The organism is Ensifer sp. ENS08, from assembly GCF_014852195.1.
Taxonomy (GTDB): domain Bacteria; phylum Pseudomonadota; class Alphaproteobacteria; order Rhizobiales; family Rhizobiaceae; genus Ensifer; species Ensifer adhaerens.
This window is the reverse complement of sequence record NZ_JACVBF010000009.1, coordinates 163,974-185,369: the sequence shown is the minus strand read 5'-3', so window position 1 is coordinate 185,369 and position 21,396 is coordinate 163,974. Positions and strand designations below refer to the sequence as shown.

The following is a 21,396-nucleotide window of genomic DNA, read 5'->3' as shown; positions in this document are numbered from 1 at the left end:
CAAATTTTGAAGGCCTGTGCCTGCTCAAACGTTGAAGGCAGCGCCGATCAGCGTCTTGGTATAGGGCTGCTTCGGCGCCTCGAAGATCGCATCGGTCTCGCCTTCCTCGACAATCTTGCCGTTCTTCATGACGATCACATAGTCCGACATCGCCTTCACCACCGAAAGGTCGTGGCTGATGAAGATGTAGGAGAGCCCGTGTGAGCGCTGCAGGTCGCGCAACAGCTCGATCACCTGCCCCTGGACCGAACGGTCGAGCGCCGACGTCGGCTCATCGAGGATGACGACCTTGGGCTTCAGGATCATGGCACGAGCAATGGCGATGCGCTGGCGCTGGCCGCCCGAGAACTCGTGCGGATAGCGGTTGCGGGAGGCGGGATCAAGCCCCACTTCCTTCAACGCTTCCGACGCCCGGCGGTCGCGGTCGGCGCGGGTGAGCTCGGGCTCGTGCACGTGCAGGCCTTCGGTGATGATTTCGCCGACGGTGCGCCGTGGCGAAAGCGAGCCGTAGGGATCCTGGAAGACGAGCTGCAGGGTGCGCCGCAACGGCCGCATCTGCCCTCGGTCGAAGCCGGAGATATCCGTCGTGCCGAAGCGGTAGTGGCCGCTGCTCGGCAGGAGTCGAAGAAGCGCGCGGCCGAGCGTCGACTTGCCCGAACCGGACTCGCCGACGACACCGATCGTCTGCCCTTCCTTCAAGCGCAGATTGACGCTGTCGACCGCACGGAAGACGGACTTTCCGCCGCGGAAGAGACCGCCACCGATCTGGTAGTCGACGCAGACGTCGCGACCTTCAAGAATGATCGGCGCACTGTCGGGCGGAGACGCCTTGCGGCCGCTCGGTTCGGCGGCAAGCAGCATCTTCGTATAGTCGGCCTGCGGCCGTTCGAAGATGTCGGCCGTCGTGCCCTTTTCAACCACTTCGCCGCGACGCATCACGGCGACACGGTCGGCGAAGTGTTTGACGATGCCGAGGTCGTGGGTGATCAGCACGATCGCCATGCCGAATCGCTTCTGCAGCGATTTCAGGAGATCGAGGATCTGCGCCTGGATCGTCACGTCGAGCGCCGTCGTCGGCTCGTCCGCAATCAGCAGATCCGGGTCGTTCGCAAGTGCCATCGCGATCATCACGCGCTGGCGCTGGCCGCCCGATAGCTCGTGCGGATAGCTGTCGATGCGGCGCGCCGGTTCCGGAATGCCGACGAGCTCCAGCAGTTCGAGCACGCGCGCCCGCGCCTGCTTGAACGTGCCGCCGCGGTGGTGAACGATCGGCTCGGCGATCTGGCGACCGACTGGATAGAGCGGATCGAGCGAGGTCATCGGCTCCTGGAAGATCATGGTGACCTTCGCGCCGCGGACCTGGTTCAAGGCCTTAGCCGGCAGTCCGACGAGCTCCTGCCCGCGGTAGGTTGCCGAGCCGGTCACGGTGCCGTTCTTGGCAAGCAGGCCCATGATGCCCATCATCGTCTGACTCTTGCCGGAGCCGGACTCGCCGACGACCGCGAGCGTTTCGCCGGTGCGCACATCGAGGTCGATGCCCTTGACCGCTTCGACCGTGCCGTCAGGCGTCGAGAAGTTCACCTTGAGACCGCGAACGGCCAGGATGGTTTCCTTGGTATCTGCCATGTCAGCGATCCTTCGGGTCGAGCGCGTCGCGCAGGCCGTCGCCGACGAAGTTCAGCGAGAACAGCGTCAGGACGAAGAAGATGGCCGGGAAGATCAGAAGCCATGGCGCCGACTGGATGTTGTTTGCGCCTTCCGAGATCAGCGCCCCCCAGCTCGTCAGCGGCGCCTGAACGCCGAGGCCGAGGAAGGAGAGGAAGCTCTCGAGCAGGATCACCTTGGGCACGACGACGGTCACGAAAACGATGACCGGGCCAATCGTGTTGGGGATGATGTGCCGGCGGATGATCTGCCAGTCTGTCAGGCCGAGCGCCTGCGCGGCGCCGACGAATTCTCGACGTTTCAACGCCAATGTCTGACCGCGCACGATACGGGCCATGTCGAGCCATTCCACTGCCCCGATCACCAGGAAGATCAGGATGAACGAGCGCCCGAAGAACACGACGAGAACGACGACCAGAAACACGAAGGGCAGAGAATACATGATCTCAACCAGACGCATCATGACGTTGTCGACGCGACCGCCGATGTAGCCCGATGTCGCGCCGTAGACCACGCCGATCCCGAGAGACACGAGGCTCGCAAGCAGGCCGACGGCGATCGAGATCTGGCCGCCGAGCATGACGCGAACCAGGAGGTCGCGGCCGTTGGAATCCGTGCCGAAGGGGAAGTATTCCCGGTCGACCTGACCGGTCACCTTCAGCGTCTTACCGTCGTTTTCCGTTGCCACCACCTGGGTGTCACGGAATTCGTTGGCGCGGTCGAAGTAGCGCGTGGCACGGGAATCGATCGGCTGTTCGGAGGTAATCGTCGCGGTGAAGGTTTCCCCCTCGAGATTGAACTCCTTGAGCGTGACGCGTGCCCGTGTGGCGACGCCTTCCATCACGTCCTGAAGCGTCGACGTATCTGGACGCGGCTCCAGGCTCGGGCTGATCGAGACGTAGGACGGAAACACCTGATCATAGGTGTGCGGGACGAAGAACGGGCCGAGGAACGAGAACAGCGCGATAAGCGCCAGCATGAAGCAGCCGGCCATGGCGGCGCGGTTGCGCTTGAAACGCATGGCGGCGAGCTGGAAGAGGCTGCGCCCCTTTGTTTCCGGCGTCGCCGCCGGGGTCTGGGCGATATCAGTCATGGCGAACCCTCGGATCGAGCAGGCCGTAGAGAATGTCGACCAGGAGATTGAAAACGATGACAAAGATGGCAACGAGGATAACTGTGCCCATCACCAGCGTGTAGTCACGGTTGATGGCGCCAAGGACGAAGTAGCGACCGACGCCCGGGATGGTGAAGATCGTCTCAACGACGGCCGAGCCGGTCAGAAGGGCCGCAGCACAGGGCGCGAGATAGGACACGACCGGCAGCATCGCACCACGCATCGCATGGGTAACGACGACCGTTCGCGATGGCAGGCCATAGGCCTTGGCTGTTCGGATATGGTCGGTATGCAGCGCCTCGATCATCGAGCCGCGCGTGAGCCGCGCAAAAACCGCAAGCTGCGGCAATGCCAGCGCGATCATCGGCAGGATCAGGAAGCGCAGCGATCCATCCCCCCAACCACCGGCCGGCAGCCATGCGAGCACGATCGCAAAGACCAGTGTCAGCACCGGGCCGACGACGAAGTTGGGCACGGTGACCCCTATCGTCGAAAACGACATGATGGTGAAATCGAGGACGCTGTTTTGCCGAAGCGCGGCGATCGTTCCGGCGGTGACGCCGCCGATCAGCGCAATAAGCAACGCGTAGAAGCCGAGTTCCATCGAATAGGGCAGACCCTTGCCGATCAGTTCAGCGACGTTGTTGTCCTTGTAGACATAGCTCGGGCCGAAGTCGCCGGTCACCGCATTGCTGAGATAGTGCGTGTATTGGCGCCAAAGAGGCTGGTCGAGCTGGTACGTCTTCATCAGGTTCGCCATCGTTTGTGGCGGAAGAGGACGCTCGAGGTTGAAGGGGCCACCAGGGGCGAACCGCATCAAGAAAAACGAAATGGTGACGACGATAAACAAGGTCGGCACCGCACTCGCCAATCGGCGAAGGATGAAGGAAATCATGGACGTGCTCCGGAGGCGACGCGCGACCTTATGACCGCGCGTCGTCTCTGTTCGTTATTCGGCGATGCTCAGGAACTTGCTGAGGTGCTCGTTCGGAGCATTGTCCGCCCAGCCCTTGACGCGGCTGGCAACCAGCCACAGGTCGGCCTGGGTCAGAAGCGGAGCGATCGGCTGTTCCTTCATCAGCAGCGCTTCGGCTTCATGCATCAGCTTCGAGCGAGCGGCCGGATCCTGCTCGTCGTAGGACTTCTTCATCAGGCCGTCGAACTCGGCGTTTTCGAAATGGCCGTAGTTGAAGGTCTTGTTGGAGCCGACGCTGAGCGCCAGGAAGTTCTCGGCATCCGCGTAGTCAGCCTGCCAGCCGGCGCGGGCAACGTTGAACTTGCCGCCTTCCTGCAGGTAGGCGTAGTGCGAGGACACGTCGAGGTTCACCAGCGACACCTTGGCGCCGAAGGTGTTCTTCCACATGTCGGCGACAGCCGTTGCGACGCGCTCGTGGTTCGGGTTGGTGTTGTAGCGCAGCTCGATGTCGAGCGGCTTGCCACCTTCGCCGTAGCCGGCTTCCTTCATCAGGGCGATGGCCTTGTCTTCGCGGTCGAGCTGCGACAGCGTGCCGAACTCGGCCTTGGACGGCTCACCGTAGCTCTCGATGCCCGGAGGAACCATCGAATAGGCGGGGAGCTGCGAACCGGCGTAGATTTCCTTGGCGAGGAAGTCGCGGTCGACGGCCATGGAGAGAGCCTGGCGGACGCGAACGTCGCTATAGGGCTCCTGGCGGGTGTCGAAGGCGTAGTAATAGGTCGCAAGCGACGGCGAGACATGGACCTGCTCGCCATAGGACGTGCGCAGACGGTCGATCTGGTCAGCCGAGAAGTTGTAGACGAGGTCCATTTCCTTGGCTTCGAAACGACGAACCGAAGCAGCCTGGTCGTCGATCGGGTAGAAGATGACCTTGTCGAGCTTGACGTTGGCCGCATCCCAGTAGTTGGCGTTCTTGACGACTGTCAGGCTGTCGTTCGGAACGTGGGCCTGCAGCGTGAAGGCGCCGTTCGATACCATGACGCCCGGCTTGACGAAGTCTGCGCCGTTCTTTTCGACGCTGGCCTTGCTGACCGGAAGTGCCGTCTGGTGTGCGAGCAGCTCCAGGAAGAACGGGGTCGGACGCTCGAGCGTGATTTCGACGGTCTTTTCGTCGATCGCCTTGATGCCGAGCTGATCGGTCGGCAGGTCGCCCTTGTTGACCTTCTCGGCGTTCTTGATCGGGAAGAGAATGTTGGCGTAGCCGGCAGCCGTCTTCGGATCCTCGACGCGGCGGAAGGAGAAGACGAAGTCTTCAGCCGTTACCGGCGAACCGTCCGACCACTTTGCATCGGCGCGCAACTTGAAGGTGTAGACCGTGCCATCGTCCGAAAGCTCCCACGTCTCAGCAACACCGGGGACGATCTTGGCAGAGGCGTCATAGATCGTCAGGCCTTCGTAGAGGTCCTTGAGGATGAACGCTTCAATGTTGATCGAGGTGTGGTGCTGGTCGAGCGTCTGCGGCTCACCTGCGTTGCCGCGATGCAGGACAGCTTCGGCAAGTGCCGGGCTTGCTCCGATGAGCAGCGAGCCAATCAGCGCGGCAGCGCGGAGGTTGAGTTTCAGTGATGCCATTTTGTTTCTCTCCTTCCCCTTGTTTTGGGTTTGTGATCGCAGGAGAGAAGTGCAAATCGTTCGCGAACGCAAGGCGGATTCTGCGGCTGTCTGCATCTTTATCTATAGGAGGGGAATCGGCCTATCCCATAGGTTGTATTTTGTTTGCGATTCTTTTCGTCGCCTTTGCGACGGGCATATGACGTGAACAGGGCATTTTTGCGAAATCTACTGCAACGTTTTAGGTCCGCGCTTTTTGTCGGCCGGATTGGGCCTCGAATCATCCGCGATGCAAAGTTTGTGAATTTTAGCGGCAGTTTACGTAATCTGCGCAAAGAAAGAGGGGCGTTGCCGCAATCTTCTTGCGGGACGTTCACCTCCTGTCGACAGACTGTCTCCGACAGGGCATCCACCACGATGGTGTAACAGACAAAATCAGCGCCCAATGGTTGCATCCACTGCCCTCGACTCCCCCTCCTCTCAGGCACCACCAGAAAGTGAAAACACTTCACACTGAAGGTGTTGCATCCAGTCCACAGTAAAATCGATTGAAGCGAGTTTCGACCTCTGGCAACCTGCCTTTTGCCCGGTTGTCAAACCACTTCGATGAACTATTGTGCGCCTGACTTCGGTGGGCGCGACCAATTCGCGCGCGCCGTCACGCCGCACGAAAAAGCCGGCCATCGACTTTGCCATCGATGCATTTCGTGCGGTTCAACGGCCGGATTGTTTTTGTGGTGCGCCGCATAGGTTGCACCGAGTATCCAAAGGGAGATAGCGAATGGCATTGATCACATTGCGGCAACTGCTCGACCATGCGGCGGAGAACGACTACGCGCTGCCGGCGTTCAATGTGAACAATCTGGAATACATTCAGGCCGTCATGCGCGCCGCCGATGCGACCGACAGTCCGGTCATCCTTCAGGCAAGCCGTGGCGCCCGCTCCTACGCCGGTGACGCGTTCCTGCGCCACCTCATCCTTGGCGCGGCGGAAGAATACCCGCATATCCCGGTCTGTTTGCACCTCGACCACGGCGACCAGCCGTCGACCTGCATTTCGGCCATCACCAACGGCTTCACCTCCGTCATGATGGACGGCTCGCTGGAGAAGGACGGCAAGACCGTTGCCAGCTATGAATACAATGTCGCCGTCACCGCAGAAGTCGTGAAGATCGCGCATGCGGCCGGCGTTTCGGTTGAAGGCGAACTCGGCTGCCTCGGCAACCTCGAAACTGGCGCCGGCGACAAGGAAGACGGCCACGGCTTCGACGGCAAGCTGTCGCGTGAAGAACTGCTGACCGATCCGGAGCAGGCGCTCGACTTCGTCACCAAGACCGGCGTCGACGCACTGGCCGTCGCCATCGGCACCAGCCACGGCGCCTACAAGTTCACCCGCGAGCCCGATGGCGACATCCTGTCGATCGAAACGATCGCCAAGATCAACAAGAAGCTGCCGAACACCCACCTCGTCATGCACGGCTCGTCGTCGGTGCCGAAGGATCTGCAGGATCTCTTCAACACCTATGGCGGCAAGATGAAGCCGACCTGGGGCGTGCCGGTCTCGGAAATCCAGAAGGCGATCCCGCTCGGCGTTCGCAAGGTCAACATCGACACCGACCTGCGCCTCGCCATGACCGGCACGATCCGCAAGAACTTCGCCGAGAACCCGGAAAACTTCGACCCGCGCACCTACCTGAAGCCGGCAACCGCGCTGATGACCGAAGTCTGCAAGGAGCGCTTCGAAGCCTTCCGCACCGCTGGCAAGGCCTCGAAGATCCGCACGCTGCGCCTGCCGGAAATGGCAAAGCGCTACGCGGCCGGCTGATCCGACAATCCCTCCCCGCTCCGGGTCACCGGATCGGGGAGCAGACGGCTTGTCTGGGCTCACAACACCGATCGGCGCGCGGTTCTATTCGGACCGCGCGCCGATTTCGTTTCAATTGGGAATGCCGCGTGACCGTCCGACGATTAGAACGTCGGCGGCGTGTTGACCCAGAGCAGCACGGTTTCGCCGTCATGCCGGTTCGTCCAGGCGTGCCGCCTCTTGCTCTCGAAATAGAGCGAGTCGCCGACACCGAGGTCGTAGAACTGGTCGCTGTCGAGAATGAACTCGACACGGCCGGAAAGCACATAGACAAACTCCTCGCCCTCGTGCCCGTAGGCGCCTTCGCTGGACGCGCCTGGCTCCAGCACGAAGCGGTGGCAATCCATCTGGTTGCGGCCATCGGCAAGCAGTTGCACCGTGACGCCGGGGGTCGTGCGCGGCCATGTCCGCCATTCGCCGGCCCGAACGACGGCGCGCGTATCCGCCTCCTCTTCACCAGCAAGGCTGGAAACGGTGGTTCCGAAGAATTCCGCGATGTTGTGCAGCACAGCGACCGAGACGCCCTGCGACGTGCGCTCCAGCGTCGAGAGCACCGAGGCGGCGATGCCGATCTCGCCGGCGACCTGCTCCAGCGTCTTGCCGGCGGCGTGCCTGAGGCTGCGTAGCTTGCGCCCGATCTGGTTTTCAGGCCCGTCGCTCGTCGCCGATGGGGGCTGGTCATCCGCAGCCGCTTCGGCGTCCAGCGCCTCACGGATCGCAGCCGGATTGAGACCACGCTCGGCCCGGAACCAGGAGATGCGCTTCAACCGGGCAAGATCGTTCTCGGTATACTGCCTATGCCCCGTCGGCGAGCGCTCGGGCACGACGAGACCTTGCGTCTCCCATAGCCTCAGCGTCGAGGCGGAAACCCCCGCCAGTCGCGCCGCTTCAGCGACCTTGTAGCGCACTGCGCCCATTCCAATTTCCCTTTACCGCCCAGCGGCGCTGCCCGAATCCTTGCAATTCCGGCGTGTCCGCAACCTTAGCCGCCGCGATCGAGATCTGACAAGAACGGCGCATCAGCAACCGTGGTGTCTCGATCACCAAATTTGATTTGCAATCGACAGTGAAAGGTGTACCACTTCCACAATAAACTTGCAGAAAAAATGCAATATATTAACTCCAGACGACAGGAACGCGCCATGACCAGCCTCCCCGACCGCAAGAACGCCGCCATCTCGCGCGGCGTCGGCATGACCACCCAGATCTACGCCGACCGCGCGGAAAATTCGGAAATCTGGGACAAGGAAGGCAATCGCTACATCGACTTCGCCTCCGGCATCGCGGTCGTCAATACCGGCCATCGCCACCCGAAGGTGATCGAGGCGGTCAAGGCGCAGATCGATCGCTTCACCCACACCTGCCACCAGGTCGTTCCCTACGAATCCTACGTGCATCTCGCCGAGCGCCTCAATGCACTGACGCCCGGCGACTTCGCCAAGAAGACCATCTTCGTGACCACCGGCGCCGAAGCCGTCGAAAACGCCGTCAAGATCGCCCGCGCCTCGACAGGCCGTCAGGCGGTTATCGCCTTCAGTGGCGGCTTCCACGGCCGGACCTTCATGGGCATGGCGCTCACCGGCAAGGTCGTTCCCTATAAGGTCGGCTTCGGCGCGATGCCGGGCGACGTCTTCCACGCCCCCTTCCCGATCGAATTGCACGGCGTCACCACCGAACAGTCGCTCGCTGCGCTGAAGAAGCTCTTTGCCGCCGACGTCGATCCGGGTCGCGTCGCCGCGATCATTCTCGAGCCCGTGCAGGGCGAAGGCGGCTTCTATCCGGCGCCTGCCGCCTTCATGAAGGCGCTGCGCGAAATTTGCGACCAGCACGGCATTCTCTTGATCGCCGACGAAGTTCAGACCGGCTTTGCCCGTACCGGCAAGATGTTTGCCATGGACCACCATGATGTCGCGCCCGATCTCATCACCATGGCGAAAAGCCTCGCCGGCGGCTTCCCGCTTGCCGCCGTCACCGGCCGCGCCGAAGTCATGGATGCTCCAGCGCCGGGCGGCCTTGGCGGCACCTATGGCGGCAACCCACTCGGCATCGCCGCAGCGCACGCCGTCCTTGACGTTATCGCTGAGGAGAAGCTCTGCGAGCGCGCCGAGCAGCTTGGCGGCCGACTGAAGCAGCGGCTTGCCGCAATCCGCGAGCAGGCGCCCGAAATCGCCGACATCCGCGGCCCCGGCTTCATGAACGCCGTCGAGTTCAACGACGTGAAGACCAACCTGCCGAGCGCTGACTTTGCCAACAAGGTGCGCCTGATCGCTCTGGAAAAGGGCCTGATCCTGCTTACCTGCGGTGTGCACGGCAACGTCATCCGCTTCCTGGCGCCGATCACCATCCAGGACGAAGTCTTCGCCGAAGCGCTCGACATTCTCGAAGCGTCGATCCTCGCAGCGCGTGCTTGATCCTCGACCGGGCGACCAGCAACGTGGGTTGCCCGGTGCATAATTCCTCAATTCAGGATCGACTTGAGGGCAAAATTATGCAGCAATTCAAAGTGCTATGGCGGCCTTAGCGCATCCTGAGGGATGCGCGGCGCTGTAGGTGCTGCGCGCCAATTCAGACGCGCAATTCTCGGGTGCCGGGATTGATCGGCACCCGCAAGAACAAGCAAAAGCGGGCCTGCCGTCTCGCGGCAGGCCATCGCCGGAGGATGCCCGCCATGACCTTGACCCCCGCCTTGACCAAGCACTTGCGCGACGCCGACCTGTTCGCTTCGCTTCATTCCATCCCCGCGGCCGGCAAGAATTGGGCTGGCGCAACCTTCGACGTCTTCAATCCATCGACCGGCGAAAAGCTGGCGACGCTGCCGGATATGGGCATCGACGAAGCCCATGCGGCAATCGAAGCTGCGGCCAAGGCGCAAGTTCTCTGGGCGGCAAAGCCTGCCAAAGACCGCAGTGCCGTGCTTCGCCGCTGGTACGACCTGATCGTCGCGCATGCCGACGACCTTGCAGCCATCCTGACGGCCGAGATGGGGAAACCCATCGGCGAATCGAAGGGTGAAGTGCTGCATGCCGCGGCCTATGTCGAGTGGTATGCGGAAGAGGCGAAACGCATCTATGGCGAAACCTTCCCCGCCCCGGCCAACGACCGCCGCATGCTTGTGATCAAGCAGCCCGTCGGCGTCGTCGGCACGATCACGCCATGGAATTTCCCGGCCTCGATGGTCGCCCGCAAGATCTCGCCGGCGCTAGCCGCCGGCTGCACCATCGTGCTGAAACCCGCCGAACAGACACCGCTCGTTGCCGGCGCGATGTTCTTGCTCGCCGAAAAGGCAGGCTTCCCGACTGGTGTCGTCAACCTGCTCTATGCCGCAGAAGGCGCTGCAATCGGCCGCGAACTTTGCAGCAACCCGAAGGTGCGCAAGATCAGCTTCACCGGTTCGACCGAGGTCGGGCGGCTGTTGATGCGACAATGCTCCGACCAGATCAAGAAGGTCAGCCTGGAGCTTGGCGGCAACGCCCCCTTCATCGTCTTTGACGACGCCGACATCGACGAGGCGGTCGATGGCGCCATCCAGGCGAAGTTCCGCAATGCCGGCCAGACCTGCGTCTCGGCCAACCGCATCTATGTGCAAGCGGGCGTGCATGACGCCTTTGCCGAAAAGTTCGTCAGGCGCGTCGCCGAGCTGACTGTCGGCGACGGTTTCACGCCTGATATCACCATCGGCCCGATGATCGACAAACACGCGATCGAAAAGATCGAGGCCCATGTCGCCGACGCCGTTTCGAAGGGTGCCAAGGTGCGCGCCGGCGGCCACCGGATCGGCACGTCCGGCACCTTCTTCGAGCCGACGGTGCTAACAGGCATTTCGACAGACATGCGCGTCGCCCAGGAAGAGACCTTCGGTCCGATCGCCCCGATCATCCGCTTCGAGACCGCCGAGCAGGTGATCGCCGAAGCCAACGACACGATCTACGGTCTTGCCGCCTATTTCTACGCCGAAAATCTGAAGCGCGTCTGGCATGTGGCTGAGGCGCTCGAATACGGGATGGTCGGCATCAACACCGGCCGCATGTCCTCCGAAGCCGCGCCCTTCGGCGGCATCAAGCAATCGGGCATCGGCCGCGAAGGCTCCCGCCACGGGCTCGAAGACTATCTCGAGATGAAGTATCTCTGCATGGGCAATATCTGACCCATGCGGAGACCCGGCGGTTAGTCGATGATGTGGTAGCCGCCGTCGACATAAAGCACCTGGCCCGTGATCAGGCGGGCGGCGTCATGCGCAAGGAAGGCGGTGGCCGCGCCGACGTCGTCGATGTCAATCAGCTCGCGGCTCGGCGATTTGACCTTGGTCTTTTCGAGCAGCGCGTCAAATTCCGGAATGCCGGAAGCGGCGCGCGTCGCCAGCGCGCCAGGCGAAATGGCGTGCACGCGGATCCCCTTCGGGCCGAGTTCGGAGGCGAGGTATCGGACGGCACTTTCGAGTGCGGCCTTGGCGACACCCATGATGTTGTAGTTTTCCACCACCACCTGTGAGCCATGATAGGTCATGGTGAAGAGCGTGCCGCCGTTCTTCATCAGCGGCTCGGCGAGATGCGCCATGCGGATGAAGGACCAGCAGGAAATGTCCATAGTCTTCAGGAAGCCCTCGCGCGGGACATCGACGACGCGGCCGCCGAGCGTATCCTTCGGCGAAAAGGCGATCGAATGGACGACAAAGTCGAGTTCACCCCAGGTCTTCTCGATCTCCTCGAACACCGCTTCCATTTGCCCTGGCACGGCCACGTCGAGCGGCAGGAAGATCGGCGCTTCGATTTCACGCGCCAGGGGTTCGACGTGAGGTTTCGCCTTGTCGTTCAGATAGGTGACCGCCACCTCCGCCCCGAAGGCGCGGAAGGCACGGGCGCAGCCCCAGGCGATCGATCGATCATTGGCAATGCCGACGATCAGGCCCTTGCGGCCGTCCAGAAGTTTGGCCTTTGCGACAGGAATGGACATCAATTGTCTCCGATGGATCAGTCTGCGCGGATTTTAAGCAGTGCAAGCGTGTGGCGGGCGATCATCAGTTCCTCGTCGGTCGGGATGACGTAAAGCGCAACGCGGCTCGAAGGCGTCGAAATCAGCGTCGCGCCGGCCTCGTTGGCGGCTGGGTCGAGTTCGGCCCCGAGCCAGGCGATGTTCTCGGCGATGCGGGCGCGGATCTGTGCGGAGTTCTCCCCGACGCCCGCCGTGAAAACCAAGGCGTCGATGCCACGGAGCGCGGCTGCAAGCATCCCGACATTGAGCCCTGCGCGATAGACGAAGTGGTCGATCGCGAGCTTGGCATGGGGATCTGCGCTTGCGAGCAGGTCGCGCATGTCATTCGAGACGCCAGAGAGCCCCTTGAGGCCGGCCTCGTGATAGAGCAGGTCAGAAACGGCCTGAGCGCTCATGCCGCGTTGCAGGATCAGATAGAGCACGACGCCCGGATCGAGCTGACCGGGCCGCGTTCCCATCGGCAGGCCGTCGAGCGCGGTGAAGCCCATGGTGCTCTCGATGCTGTGACCATCGCGCAAGGCGCACATAGAGGCGCCGCTGCCGAGATGGGCGACGATGACGCGACCACCTGCGACCGCAGGCGCCACATCCCGCAGACGCTCTGAAATGTACTCATAGGAAAGGCCGTGGAAGCCGTAGCGCCGCACACCGTCCTCATAGAAGCTGCGCGGCATGGCGTAGCAGTTCACCTCTTCCGGGTGGCCATGATGGAAGGCGGTATCGAAACAGGCGACCTGCGGTACATCCGGATTGATCGCCATCGCCTGACGGATCGGAGCAAGATTGTTGGGCTGGTGCAGCGGTGCCAGATCCTGGTAGCTCGCGAGGCGATCAAGGACGGTCGCATCGATCAGCACCGGCGCCGCATAATCGGGGCCACCATGTACTACGCGATGGCCGACCGCCCGTAAGGTGAAGCCTTCGAGCGTCATCAACCAGTCGCGTGCCGCCGCGATCGCCGCCGGCAGATCGCCAACGACGTCGGCATCATAGCTCTTGTCGATCAGAATGGTGCCGTCGGCCGCTTTCGCCTGCAGGCGGGGACGCGTGCCGATGCCACCGATCTGGCCCTTGATCTGGCGTTCGAGCCCTTGATCCGTGATCCCGAAAACCTGGAACTTCAAGCTCGATGAGCCGGCGTTGACGACGAGAAGCGCATCCATGGTCATACCGCCGCAACTTGCGAGGTCCGCCGGCGCGCCGCATAGAGCGCGGCGACCGCGCAGGAGGCGAGGCGCGTGCGCACGGAGTCCGCCCGCGACGTCAGCACGATGGGCACGCGCGCTCCAAGCACGATGCCGGCAGCGTCGGCATGGGACAGGAACGTCAGGTTCTTGGCGAGCATGTTGCCCGCCTCAAGGTCCGGCACCACCAGAATCTGGGCGCGGCCGGCCACGGGCGACGTGATGCCCTTGATCCTTGCTGCCTCCGGGTCGATCGCGTTGTCGAAGGCAAGCGGACCATCGAGCAGGCCGCCGGTGATCTGGCCGCGTTCGGCCATCTTGCAGAGTGCTGCCGCCTCGATCGTTGACGGGATCTTCGTCGTTACCGTTTCGACCGCAGAAAGAATGGCGACGCGCGGCTCGCCGAGGCCGATCGTCACCCAGAGATCGATGGCATTCTGCACGATGTCGCGCTTGGCTTCGAGGTCGGGAAAGATGTTGATGGCGGCGTCCGTGATGAAGAGCGTCTCTGAATGCCCCGGTACGTCCATGATGAAGACGTGGCTGATCCTTCGATCGGTCCTGAGCCCGGTCGCCGACGCCGCGACCTCCTTCATCAGTTCGTCGGTATGCAGGCTGCCTTTCATCAGCAACTCGCCACGACCCTCGCGGATCATCGCCACCGCTTTCGCTGCGGCCGCATGGCTATGCGGCGCGTCGACGATCTCGCACCGACCGAGGTCGAGGCCATGTTCGGCGGCCACGCTGCGGATCTTTGCCTCTGGCCCGACGAGAACGGGCGCGATCAGCCCCATTTGCGCGGCCTCCAACGCACCGCGCAGAGAGGTCTCGTCGCAGGGATGCGCGACAATGGTGACCGCCGGCGTTTCGTCTCGCGCGGTGGCAATCAGGAGATCGTATTTGGACTGCTCAATCGGCAGTTCGGTTACCTCGGACACGTCGATACTCCCCCATCAGGTAGCGGTGCGATTGCGAATGATCTTGCCCGCCGCGATCGGAACCGGCGGCTCGCTGTCCAGGCGGAAGAGCGCGGCAACCTGCTGCAACCGCTCGGCAGCCACGCCCGTCACGGCTCCGGATGCCTCCAGTACCTCACGAAGGGCCGTAAAGGCACTGCGACGCTCCTTGACCGCCTCCGGTAGCAGCTTCGGAAGAGCGGCGAGCGCCGCAGCCTCGTCGATCAGCAGCATGAAATACTGCTCCCGCATAACGGTCTTGAAGTCGGCCAGGCTCAGTTGCTTTGCTTCCGGATGGGAAAGCCGGAGCCGGCGCACAGCCTCGAAGCCGCGTTCGTCCGCGCCTCCGCGCGCCATGCCGACGAAGGTCAGGGCTCTGGCAAGACCTTCACAGGTTCCGCCCACGGCCATTCTGGCCTTGAGTTCGGCGATCCGCGCCTTGACGAGTTCGCGGTGCAAGAGGCTCTTCTCCGCTTTGCGCGGCGGCTGGTCTGAGTTCGTGTCGATGCCGAGTGCCGCTTGCAGGGTCGGAGCGCCGTAGATGGCGTGGAAGCTTTGCTCCGAAAGATATTCAGCCGTCCGTCGCCAGGTCTCTAACCCGTCCACGATCTGCTGCGACAGCGCCTCCTGCCAGCCGATGAACGGGTTGCCGGCGGCAGCAGGTTCGCGGTTTTCACGGACATAGTCCGCGAGCGCCGACGTCCAGGCCATGAAGGGGTTGTCGGGCCCGAAAAGCGCGTATTGCAGACGCAGCGGGTGCATGTTGCGCATCGCCTCCGCCACGGGCGGCGTTGCCGCTGCCTTGACCATCGGCTGCAGATAGGTGCGATAGAGCGCCAGATTGATCTCCGAAAGCTTCGCCGCGGTGGCGAAACGCCTGTCATCCTCGATGTCGTTGCCGCCAAGCGCGCGGATGTCCTCGAGGGTGCGCGGCTCGCAGCGCATCAGCCATTCTCCGGAGACGAGCGCCCTGCCCTCGGCCGCCTCGTTCGCCGGCGTCAGCACCGCCTCGTAAAGCCCAGGCGGCAGCACGTCGATCAACTCGATGTTGGAGGCGAATTCGTCATGTTCCTTCCGCGCGACGCCGGCGGAGACGAAAATGCCGAGATGTCCCACGGTTTCGTGGACGGTGTAGACGATCGTCTGGCCGTAGGCCCGGATTTCGTCGACGCTGTCATAGAGGTCGAGGATCCAGTCGAGCGCCTGCTGCGGCGGGGTGATGTTATCGCCCTTGGAGCAGAAGACCACGATCGGCGAGCGGATGTTGCGAAGGTCGATCGCCGTGCCGTCCGATGTTCGGATTTCGCCCGCGGCAAGCTTGTTGCCCACGAAGAGTTCGTCGACGATGAACTGCATCTCCTCGGCATTGAGCGTGACGTGGCCACCCCACCAGCGTTCGAACCCGAGGTAGCGCGCGGCTTCCGTGTCGATCTTCGAATAGAGATTGTATTGCTTGGTCCAGAGGGTGTTGGCCGGATTCTGGTTCTCGAAATTCTGCACCAGCCAGGCACCGTCGAATATGCCGCCGCCGAGGTCGCCGGTCAGCGCCGTCAGCCAGCTGCCGCCGAGAAGCCCGCCGGAATAGCGCATCGGGTTCTGCCCGTGCACGCCTGCCCAATAGGACAGCGGCGCGCCGGCAATGATGATCGGGCCGAAGAGTTCGGGACGCAGCGCGGCGACGATCGTGACCGCCCAACCCGCCTGGCAGTTTCCGATCACACAGGGCTTTCCGTCCGCTTGCGGATGGCGGGCGATGACGGTTTCGAGAAAGCCGGCTTCGGCCAGTGCGATGTCCTCGATCGTCTGTCCAGGAACCGGATCCGGCAAGAAGCCGATGAAGTAGCAGGGATGGCCCGCTTTCAGCGCGACACCGATTTCACTGTCGGCCTTGAAGCCGCCAATGCCGGGGCCGTGGCCGGCCCGGGGGTCGACGACGACGAAGGGACGCTTGGTCGGATCGACCGTGACGCCCTCGGGCGGAACGATGCTGACCAGCGCATAGTTCACCGGCCGGGCGAGCGTGCGCCCATCGGTAACAAGCTGGGCCTCGAACTCCAGCACGTTCGGCGCGGTCTGCGTGCGATGTTCCTCGTATTGCGCGCCGCGCTGACGCATGACATCGAGAAAAAGGATCGAACGTTGCCAAGCATCGAGCGAAAAGGAATAGGCATCTGCGAAAGTCGGGATTGTCGGGCTCGTGGAATGCTTGGGCATGATGTCCACTCCTCGGTGCGATTGAAGGTCAGCCCCGTCGCCAAGGCCAATAGAGCAACGCAATTTGTCGCGCATTGACCTTAGTCAAATCGACTGGCGGCAGAGCGCGATATGAACTCGGCATGATGACCCAGGACCATCTGTCCGGGTCGCAGGAACATAACAGCGGAGTGTTACGGCGACTTGTCGCCCTTGCGAATTCCTCGCCTTCGACCCCGTTGAAGAAGCATCGTTTCGCTGGTGTTGAGTGATCTTTCGCAGTGCAGCATTGTCCAGAAATGGGGAGTGCGCAAGTCGGGCCTTGAAATTCAGGACACAGCTTGCCAATTGGGGCGAAACCCAAAGGAGTTGCCAGGCAATGAGCGAAACCGAAATGTCCGTAGAGAAACATGTCTTCGAAGCCGATGTGGCGCGACTGCTCCATTTGATGGTGCATTCGGTCTATTCCGACAAGAACGTCTTCCTCCGCGAACTGATTTCGAACGCGGCGGATGCCTGCGAGAAGCTGCGTTATGAGGCGATCGTCTCGCCGGAGCTTCTGGCGGGCGACCCGACCCCGCGCATCACCCTGACGCTGGACGAGGAAAACAACCGGCTCATCGTCGAGGACAACGGCATCGGCATGGGTCGCGACGAGCTTGTCGAAGCGCTCGGCACCATCGCCCGCTCGGGCACACGCGCCTTCATGGAGCGCATTGAAGCCGCCCAGGGCAAGGAGGGCGCGCAGCTCATCGGCCAGTTCGGCGTCGGCTTCTATTCCGCCTTCATGGTCGCCGACAAGGTCGATGTGGTCTCGCGCCGCGCCGGCTCGGAGCACGCCTTCCTGTGGTCGTCCGACGGCAAGGGCAGCTACACCGTTTCCGCAGCCGAACTTGCGGACGCCCCGGCGCGCGGCACACGCATCACGCTGCACCTGATGGAAGACGCCAAGACCTACACGTCGCGCTGGACCGTCGAGCGCATCGTCAAGGACCAATCCGGCCACGTGCCGGTGCCTATCTCGATTCTCGAAAAGCCCGATGCCGAGCCTGTCCAGGTCGGGGACGGCACCGCGCTCTGGACCAAGCAGAAGAGCGAGATCAGCAAGGAAGACTATGCCGATTTCTACCGCGGCGTCGCCGGCCAGTATGACGACCCAGCGCTGACCGTGCATTTCCGCGCCGAAGGCCGCCATGAATATACGGCCCTTGCCTTCGTGCCCGGCTCCAAGCCATTCGATCTGTTCGACCCGGACCGCAAGGGCCGGATGAAGCTCTACGTCAAGCGCGTCTTCATCACCGACGAAGCGGAATTGCTGCCGCGTTACCTGCGTTTCGTGCGCGGCCTCGTCGACACGTCGGACCTACCGCTCAACGTTTCGCGCGAGATGATCCAGGAAAGCCCGCTGCTCGCCAGCATCCGCAAGGGCGTCACCAATCGCGTGCTGACGGCGATCGAGAAGCTTGCGGAAAACGAGACAGAGACCTTCGACAAGCTCTGGGAAAACTTCGGCAGCGTGCTGAAGGAAGGCATCTATGAGGATTACGAGCGCCGCGAGCAGCTGGTGGCGCTGTCGCGCTTCCGCACCACTACTTCGGATGCGAGCCAGCGCAGCCTTGCCGATTACGTCAAGGACATGAAGGACGGCCAGTCGGCGATCTATTACTTGACCGGTGACAACCTCGCCCAGCTCAAGGCCTCACCACAGCTCGAAGGTTTTCGCGCCCGCGGGATCGAGGTGTTGCTGTTGACCGATCCGGTCGACAGCTTCTGGGTGACATCCGCGCCCGATTTCGACGGAAAACCGTGGAAGTCGATCACGCAGGGTGCGGCCGATCTCAGCGCCATCGCCAAGGCCGAGGGGGCCAAGGAAGAAGCGCCGCAGGCCAGCCAGCTGGTCATCGACTTCGTCGCGTTCGCCAAGGAGACGCTCGGTGCGTCCGTCTCGGACGTGCGCACCTCCGACCGCCTGACGGAAAGCGCCGTTTGCCTGGTGGCACCCGAACACGGCCCCGACCGCCAGCTCGAAAAGATGCTGCAAGGTGCTGGCCGTCTCGACGACGCCCCCAAGCCGATCCTTGAGATCAACCCGAGCCACGCTCTGATCACCGCCATGGCCGCGAGCCCCGCCGGCGATACGGCGTTCCGCACGGACGCCGTCCAGCTCCTGCTCGACCAGGCGCGCGTGCTCGATGGCGACAAGCCGCAGGACCCACGCGGCTTCGCCGAACGGCTGTCGCGCGTCTTTGATCGCGCCCTCAAGGCTTAACAAGGAAGCCCTGGAAATCTCGCCGATTTCCAGGGCTTTCGCTATTTTCTTCAGGTCACGCCTCAACGAGACACTCAGCGTCTCACGTTGCGTTAATCGCTCTTCGACGCGTCCATCCCGATTTCGGCCAACACCTCGGCCGTATGCTCTCCAAGCCGCGGCACGCCACGCTCGAGCGCAAGCTCGGCGGCCGAAAACCGGATCGGCGTCCGGACCCCGGGCGACGTACCGGCAGCGGCCCCCGAATGCGGCGTATCCACCCGCATTTGCCGATGCTCGATCTGCGGATCGGCAAAGACGTCGGCAACGGTGTTGATCGGTCCGCCGGGCACGCCTGCATCTTCCAGCAACTTCAACAGCGTGTCGCGCTCGATCTTCGCGGTTTCGGCGGCGAGTTCCGGCGTCAACGTGTCCCGGTTCTGCACGCGAAGCGCGTTGGTCAGATAACGCTCGTCGGTCGCAAGATCCGAACGCCCGAGCAAGGTGCAGAACTTCACGAACTGCCGGTCGTTACCAACAGCGACGATCAGGTGACCGTCCGAAGTCGGGAAGACCTGATAGGGCGCGATGTTCGGGTGCGCATTGCCGAGCCGGCGCGGCGCCTTGCCCGAGACGAGGAAGTTGAGCGCCTGGTTGGCAAGCACGCCCGTCATGCAGTCGAGCAGCGCCATATCGATCTGCTGCCCCTCGCCGGTGCGCTCGCGCTGGGCAAGGGCTGCCTGCACGGCAATCACGCCGTAAAGACCGGTGAAGATATCGGCGAAGGCGACGCCGATTTTCTGTGGCTCGCGATCGGGCTCACCGGTCAGGTCCATGATGCCGCTCATGCCCTGGACGATGTAGTCGTAGCCGGCGCGGTGCGCATAGGGACCATCCTGGCCGAAGCCAGTGACCGAGCAGTAGATCAGCCGCGGATTGATCTTCTTCAGACTCTCGTAGTCGAGCCCGTATTTCGTAAGCCCGCCGACCTTGAAGTTCTCAAGCAGCACGTCCGACTGGGCGGCAAGGCGGCGCACGGCCTCCTGCCCCTCCTCGGTCGTGAAGTCGAGCACCACCGAGCGCTTGCCGCGGTTGCAGGCGTGGAAATAGGCGGCATCGAGCTTCTCGCCTTCCTCGCCCGCAACGAAGGGCGGGCCCCAGGTGCGGGTGTCGTCGCCGGCCGGGCTTTCCACCTTGATGACGTCGGCACCGAGATCGGCCAGCGTCTGGCCGATCCATGGGCCCGCCAGAATGCGGGCCAGTTCCAGGACACGAATGCCCTTCAGCGGCGTTTCCATGACGGCACCGCTCAGAAGAAGGCCTGAAGGCCGGTCTGGGCGCGACCGAGGATCAGCGCATGGACGTCATGCGTGCCCTCGTAGGTGTTGACGGTCTCGAGGTTCACCATGTGGCGCATGACCTGGTATTCCTCCGAGATGCCGTTGCCGCCGTGCATGTCGCGGGCCATGCGGGCGATGTCGAGCGCCTTGCCGCAATTGTTGCGCTTGACGATCGAGATCATTTCCGGGGCCATGCGGCCTTCGTCCATCAGGCGGCCGACGCGCAGCGACCCCTGCAGGCCGAGCGTGATCTCCGTCTGCATATCGGCCAGCTTCTTCTGGAAGAGCTGCGTCTGCGCCAGCGGCCGGTTGAACTGCTTGCGATCGAGACCGTACTGACGCGCCGCATGCCAGCAGAACTCGGCAGCGCCGAGCGCACCCCAGGAGATGCCGTAGCGGGCACGGTTAAGGCAGCCGAACGGGCCCTTGAGACCCTCGACGTTCGGCAGCAGCGCTTCTTCGCCGACCTCGACATTGTCCATGACGATTTCGCCGGTGATCGACGCCCGCAGCGACAGCTTGCCGGCGATCTTCGGGGCGGACAGACCCTTCATGCCCTTTTCGAGCACGAAACCGCGGATGGCGCCTCCATGCGCTTCCGACTTTGCCCAGACAACGAAGACATCGGCGATCGGTGCGTTAGAGATCCACATCTTCGAGCCGACGAGGCGGTAGCCGCTCTCGGTCTTGATCGCGCGCGTCTTCATGCCGGCCGGGTCAGAACCGGCGTCCGGCTCGGTCAGGCCGAAGCAGCCGATCCACTCGCCGCTGATGAGCTTCGGCAGGTACTTCTGCTTCTGCTCCTCAGAACCATAGGCATAGATCGGATAGATCACCAGCGACGACTGCACGCTCATCATCGAGCGGTAGCCCGAATCGACGCGCTCGACTTCGCGGGCAACGAGGCCGTAGGCAACGTAGGAAGCGCCGACGCCGCCATAGGTTTCGGAAACGGTGACGCCGAGCAGACCGAGCTCGCCCATTTCGCGGAAGATCTCCGGATCGGTCGATTCTTCGCGGTAGGCGTCGATGACGCGCGGCTGCAGCCGGTCCTGCGCATAGGCCCGCGCGGTGTCGCGGATCATACGCTCGTCCTCGGTCAACTGATCGTCGAGGAGGAACGGATCATCCCATTGAAATTGCGTCTTGCCGGCCATGTTTCTCTCCCATCGGATTATTCGGCTCACGTTATCGCAAGGGGTGCATGCCGTTTCAAACGAAATTGAGGCACCGCCTCATGCGTCCGGGGAATGGCCCCTCCCTCGCCATCGAGCAGCCCATGTTGCAAATTCGCTGGAATATGACGACAAGAACGG

General features: G+C 62.8%; 15 protein-coding genes. 4 read left to right on the top strand and 11 right to left on the bottom strand.

What is annotated here, in order from left to right; all coding sequences use genetic code 11:
- Positions 1 to 24: 24 nt before the first annotated feature.
- From IB272_RS20425 to IB272_RS20410, 4 genes are read right to left on the bottom strand one after another with little or no spacing between them, the layout of a single operon-like run.
- The gene (locus IB272_RS20425; protein ID WP_060530325.1) at positions 25 to 1,626 is read right to left on the bottom strand and encodes an ABC transporter ATP-binding protein; all 1,602 of its coding nucleotides are present in this window, start codon (positions 1,624 to 1,626) and stop codon (positions 25 to 27) included.
- Position 1,627: 1 nt separating this feature from the next.
- On the bottom strand, positions 1,628 to 2,758 hold the full coding sequence (locus IB272_RS20420; RefSeq protein ID WP_034799617.1) for an ABC transporter permease subunit: 1,131 nt from the start codon (positions 2,756 to 2,758) through the stop codon (positions 1,628 to 1,630).
- Positions 2,751 to 3,674, bottom strand: a complete 924-nt coding sequence (oppB, locus tag IB272_RS20415) for an oligopeptide ABC transporter permease OppB (protein WP_034799616.1) — start codon at positions 3,672 to 3,674, stop codon at positions 2,751 to 2,753. The genes IB272_RS20420 and oppB overlap by 8 nt, the downstream gene beginning before the upstream one ends.
- Before the next feature lie 54 nt (positions 3,675 to 3,728).
- Positions 3,729 to 5,327: a peptide ABC transporter substrate-binding protein gene (locus IB272_RS20410; protein WP_034799615.1), complete on the bottom strand. Its 1,599-nt coding sequence runs from the start codon at positions 5,325 to 5,327 to the stop codon at positions 3,729 to 3,731.
- 760 nt (positions 5,328 to 6,087) lie between these two features.
- Between IB272_RS20410 and fba the strand changes: the two genes are divergently transcribed.
- Entirely contained in the window at positions 6,088 to 7,131 is a 1,044-nt protein-coding gene (fba, locus tag IB272_RS20405) for a class II fructose-bisphosphate aldolase (protein ID WP_192444830.1), read from the top strand.
- 143 nt (positions 7,132 to 7,274) lie between these two features.
- On the opposite strand, the gene IB272_RS20400 is transcribed toward fba, so the two are convergent.
- Positions 7,275 to 8,087: a MerR family transcriptional regulator gene (locus IB272_RS20400; protein ID WP_034799613.1), complete on the bottom strand. Its 813-nt coding sequence runs from the start codon at positions 8,085 to 8,087 to the stop codon at positions 7,275 to 7,277.
- Between the two features lie 225 nt (positions 8,088 to 8,312).
- Between IB272_RS20400 and IB272_RS20395 the strand changes: the two genes are divergently transcribed.
- Positions 8,313 to 9,581 (top strand): 4-aminobutyrate--2-oxoglutarate transaminase, encoded by a 1,269-nt coding sequence (locus IB272_RS20395; RefSeq protein WP_034799611.1) that lies wholly within the window; start codon positions 8,313 to 8,315, stop codon positions 9,579 to 9,581.
- Between the two features lie 257 nt (positions 9,582 to 9,838).
- On the top strand, positions 9,839 to 11,314 hold the full coding sequence (locus tag IB272_RS20390; RefSeq protein WP_113293612.1) for an NAD-dependent succinate-semialdehyde dehydrogenase: 1,476 nt from the start codon (positions 9,839 to 9,841) through the stop codon (positions 11,312 to 11,314).
- Between the two features lie 20 nt (positions 11,315 to 11,334).
- Here IB272_RS20390 and fabI read toward each other — a convergent pair whose 3' ends face one another.
- From fabI to IB272_RS20370, 4 genes are read right to left on the bottom strand one after another with little or no spacing between them, the layout of a single operon-like run.
- Positions 11,335 to 12,120 carry an enoyl-ACP reductase FabI gene (fabI, locus tag IB272_RS20385; RefSeq protein WP_034799607.1) on the bottom strand — a complete coding sequence of 262 codons (786 nt, stop codon included), beginning with the start codon at positions 12,118 to 12,120 and terminating at the stop codon, positions 11,335 to 11,337.
- Between the two features lie 17 nt (positions 12,121 to 12,137).
- The gene (locus IB272_RS20380) at positions 12,138 to 13,322 is read right to left on the bottom strand and encodes an acetate/propionate family kinase (RefSeq protein WP_192444828.1); all 1,185 of its coding nucleotides are present in this window, start codon (positions 13,320 to 13,322) and stop codon (positions 12,138 to 12,140) included.
- 2 nt (positions 13,323 to 13,324) lie between these two features.
- Positions 13,325 to 14,281, bottom strand: a complete 957-nt coding sequence (locus IB272_RS20375) for a phosphate acetyltransferase (RefSeq protein ID WP_060586225.1) — start codon at positions 14,279 to 14,281, stop codon at positions 13,325 to 13,327.
- Positions 14,282 to 14,296: 15 nt separating this feature from the next.
- The gene (locus IB272_RS20370; protein WP_192444826.1) at positions 14,297 to 16,513 is read right to left on the bottom strand and encodes a DUF3141 domain-containing protein; all 2,217 of its coding nucleotides are present in this window, start codon (positions 16,511 to 16,513) and stop codon (positions 14,297 to 14,299) included.
- Between the two features lie 358 nt (positions 16,514 to 16,871).
- Here IB272_RS20370 and htpG point away from each other — a divergent pair, with 358 nt between their 5' ends.
- Positions 16,872 to 18,761 carry a molecular chaperone HtpG gene (gene htpG, locus IB272_RS20365; protein WP_192444824.1) on the top strand — a complete coding sequence of 630 codons (1,890 nt, stop codon included), beginning with the start codon at positions 16,872 to 16,874 and terminating at the stop codon, positions 18,759 to 18,761.
- A 92-nt stretch (positions 18,762 to 18,853) separates the two neighbouring features.
- Here the strand turns inward: htpG and IB272_RS20360 are convergent, their stop codons facing one another.
- Both IB272_RS20360 and IB272_RS20355 read right to left on the bottom strand, forming a co-directional pair.
- Positions 18,854 to 20,038 carry a CaiB/BaiF CoA-transferase family protein gene (locus IB272_RS20360; protein ID WP_192372792.1) on the bottom strand — a complete coding sequence of 395 codons (1,185 nt, stop codon included), beginning with the start codon at positions 20,036 to 20,038 and terminating at the stop codon, positions 18,854 to 18,856.
- Between the two features lie 11 nt (positions 20,039 to 20,049).
- A complete protein-coding gene (locus IB272_RS20355; protein ID WP_034799596.1) occupies positions 20,050 to 21,237 on the bottom strand; it encodes an acyl-CoA dehydrogenase in 1,188 nt (395 codons plus the stop codon).
- Between the last annotated feature and the right edge of the window lie 159 nt (positions 21,238 to 21,396).

Excerpts from the sequence above, each read along its gene's own strand:
- IB272_RS20425 (WP_060530325.1), bottom strand. The coding sequence starts at position 1,626 with ATGGCAGATACCAAGGAAACCATCCTGGCCGTTCGCGGTCTCAAGGTG.
- IB272_RS20420 (WP_034799617.1), bottom strand. The coding sequence starts at position 2,758 with ATGACTGATATCGCCCAGACCCCGGCGGCGACGCCGGAAACAAAGGGG.
- oppB (WP_034799616.1), bottom strand. The coding sequence starts at position 3,674 with ATGATTTCCTTCATCCTTCGCCGATTGGCGAGTGCGGTGCCGACCTTG.
- IB272_RS20410 (WP_034799615.1), bottom strand. The coding sequence starts at position 5,327 with ATGGCATCACTGAAACTCAACCTCCGCGCTGCCGCGCTGATTGGCTCG.
- fba (WP_192444830.1), top strand. The coding sequence starts at position 6,088 with ATGGCATTGATCACATTGCGGCAACTGCTCGACCATGCGGCGGAGAAC.
- IB272_RS20400 (WP_034799613.1), bottom strand. The coding sequence starts at position 8,087 with ATGGGCGCAGTGCGCTACAAGGTCGCTGAAGCGGCGCGACTGGCGGGG.
- IB272_RS20395 (WP_034799611.1), top strand. The coding sequence starts at position 8,313 with ATGACCAGCCTCCCCGACCGCAAGAACGCCGCCATCTCGCGCGGCGTC.
- IB272_RS20390 (WP_113293612.1), top strand. The coding sequence starts at position 9,839 with ATGACCTTGACCCCCGCCTTGACCAAGCACTTGCGCGACGCCGACCTG.
- fabI (WP_034799607.1), bottom strand. The coding sequence starts at position 12,120 with ATGTCCATTCCTGTCGCAAAGGCCAAACTTCTGGACGGCCGCAAGGGC.
- IB272_RS20380 (WP_192444828.1), bottom strand. The coding sequence starts at position 13,322 with ATGGATGCGCTTCTCGTCGTCAACGCCGGCTCATCGAGCTTGAAGTTC.
- IB272_RS20370 (WP_192444826.1), bottom strand. The coding sequence starts at position 16,513 with ATGCCCAAGCATTCCACGAGCCCGACAATCCCGACTTTCGCAGATGCC.
- htpG (WP_192444824.1), top strand. The coding sequence starts at position 16,872 with ATGAGCGAAACCGAAATGTCCGTAGAGAAACATGTCTTCGAAGCCGAT.
- IB272_RS20360 (WP_192372792.1), bottom strand. The coding sequence starts at position 20,038 with ATGGAAACGCCGCTGAAGGGCATTCGTGTCCTGGAACTGGCCCGCATT.
- IB272_RS20355 (WP_034799596.1), bottom strand. The coding sequence starts at position 21,237 with ATGGCCGGCAAGACGCAATTTCAATGGGATGATCCGTTCCTCCTCGAC.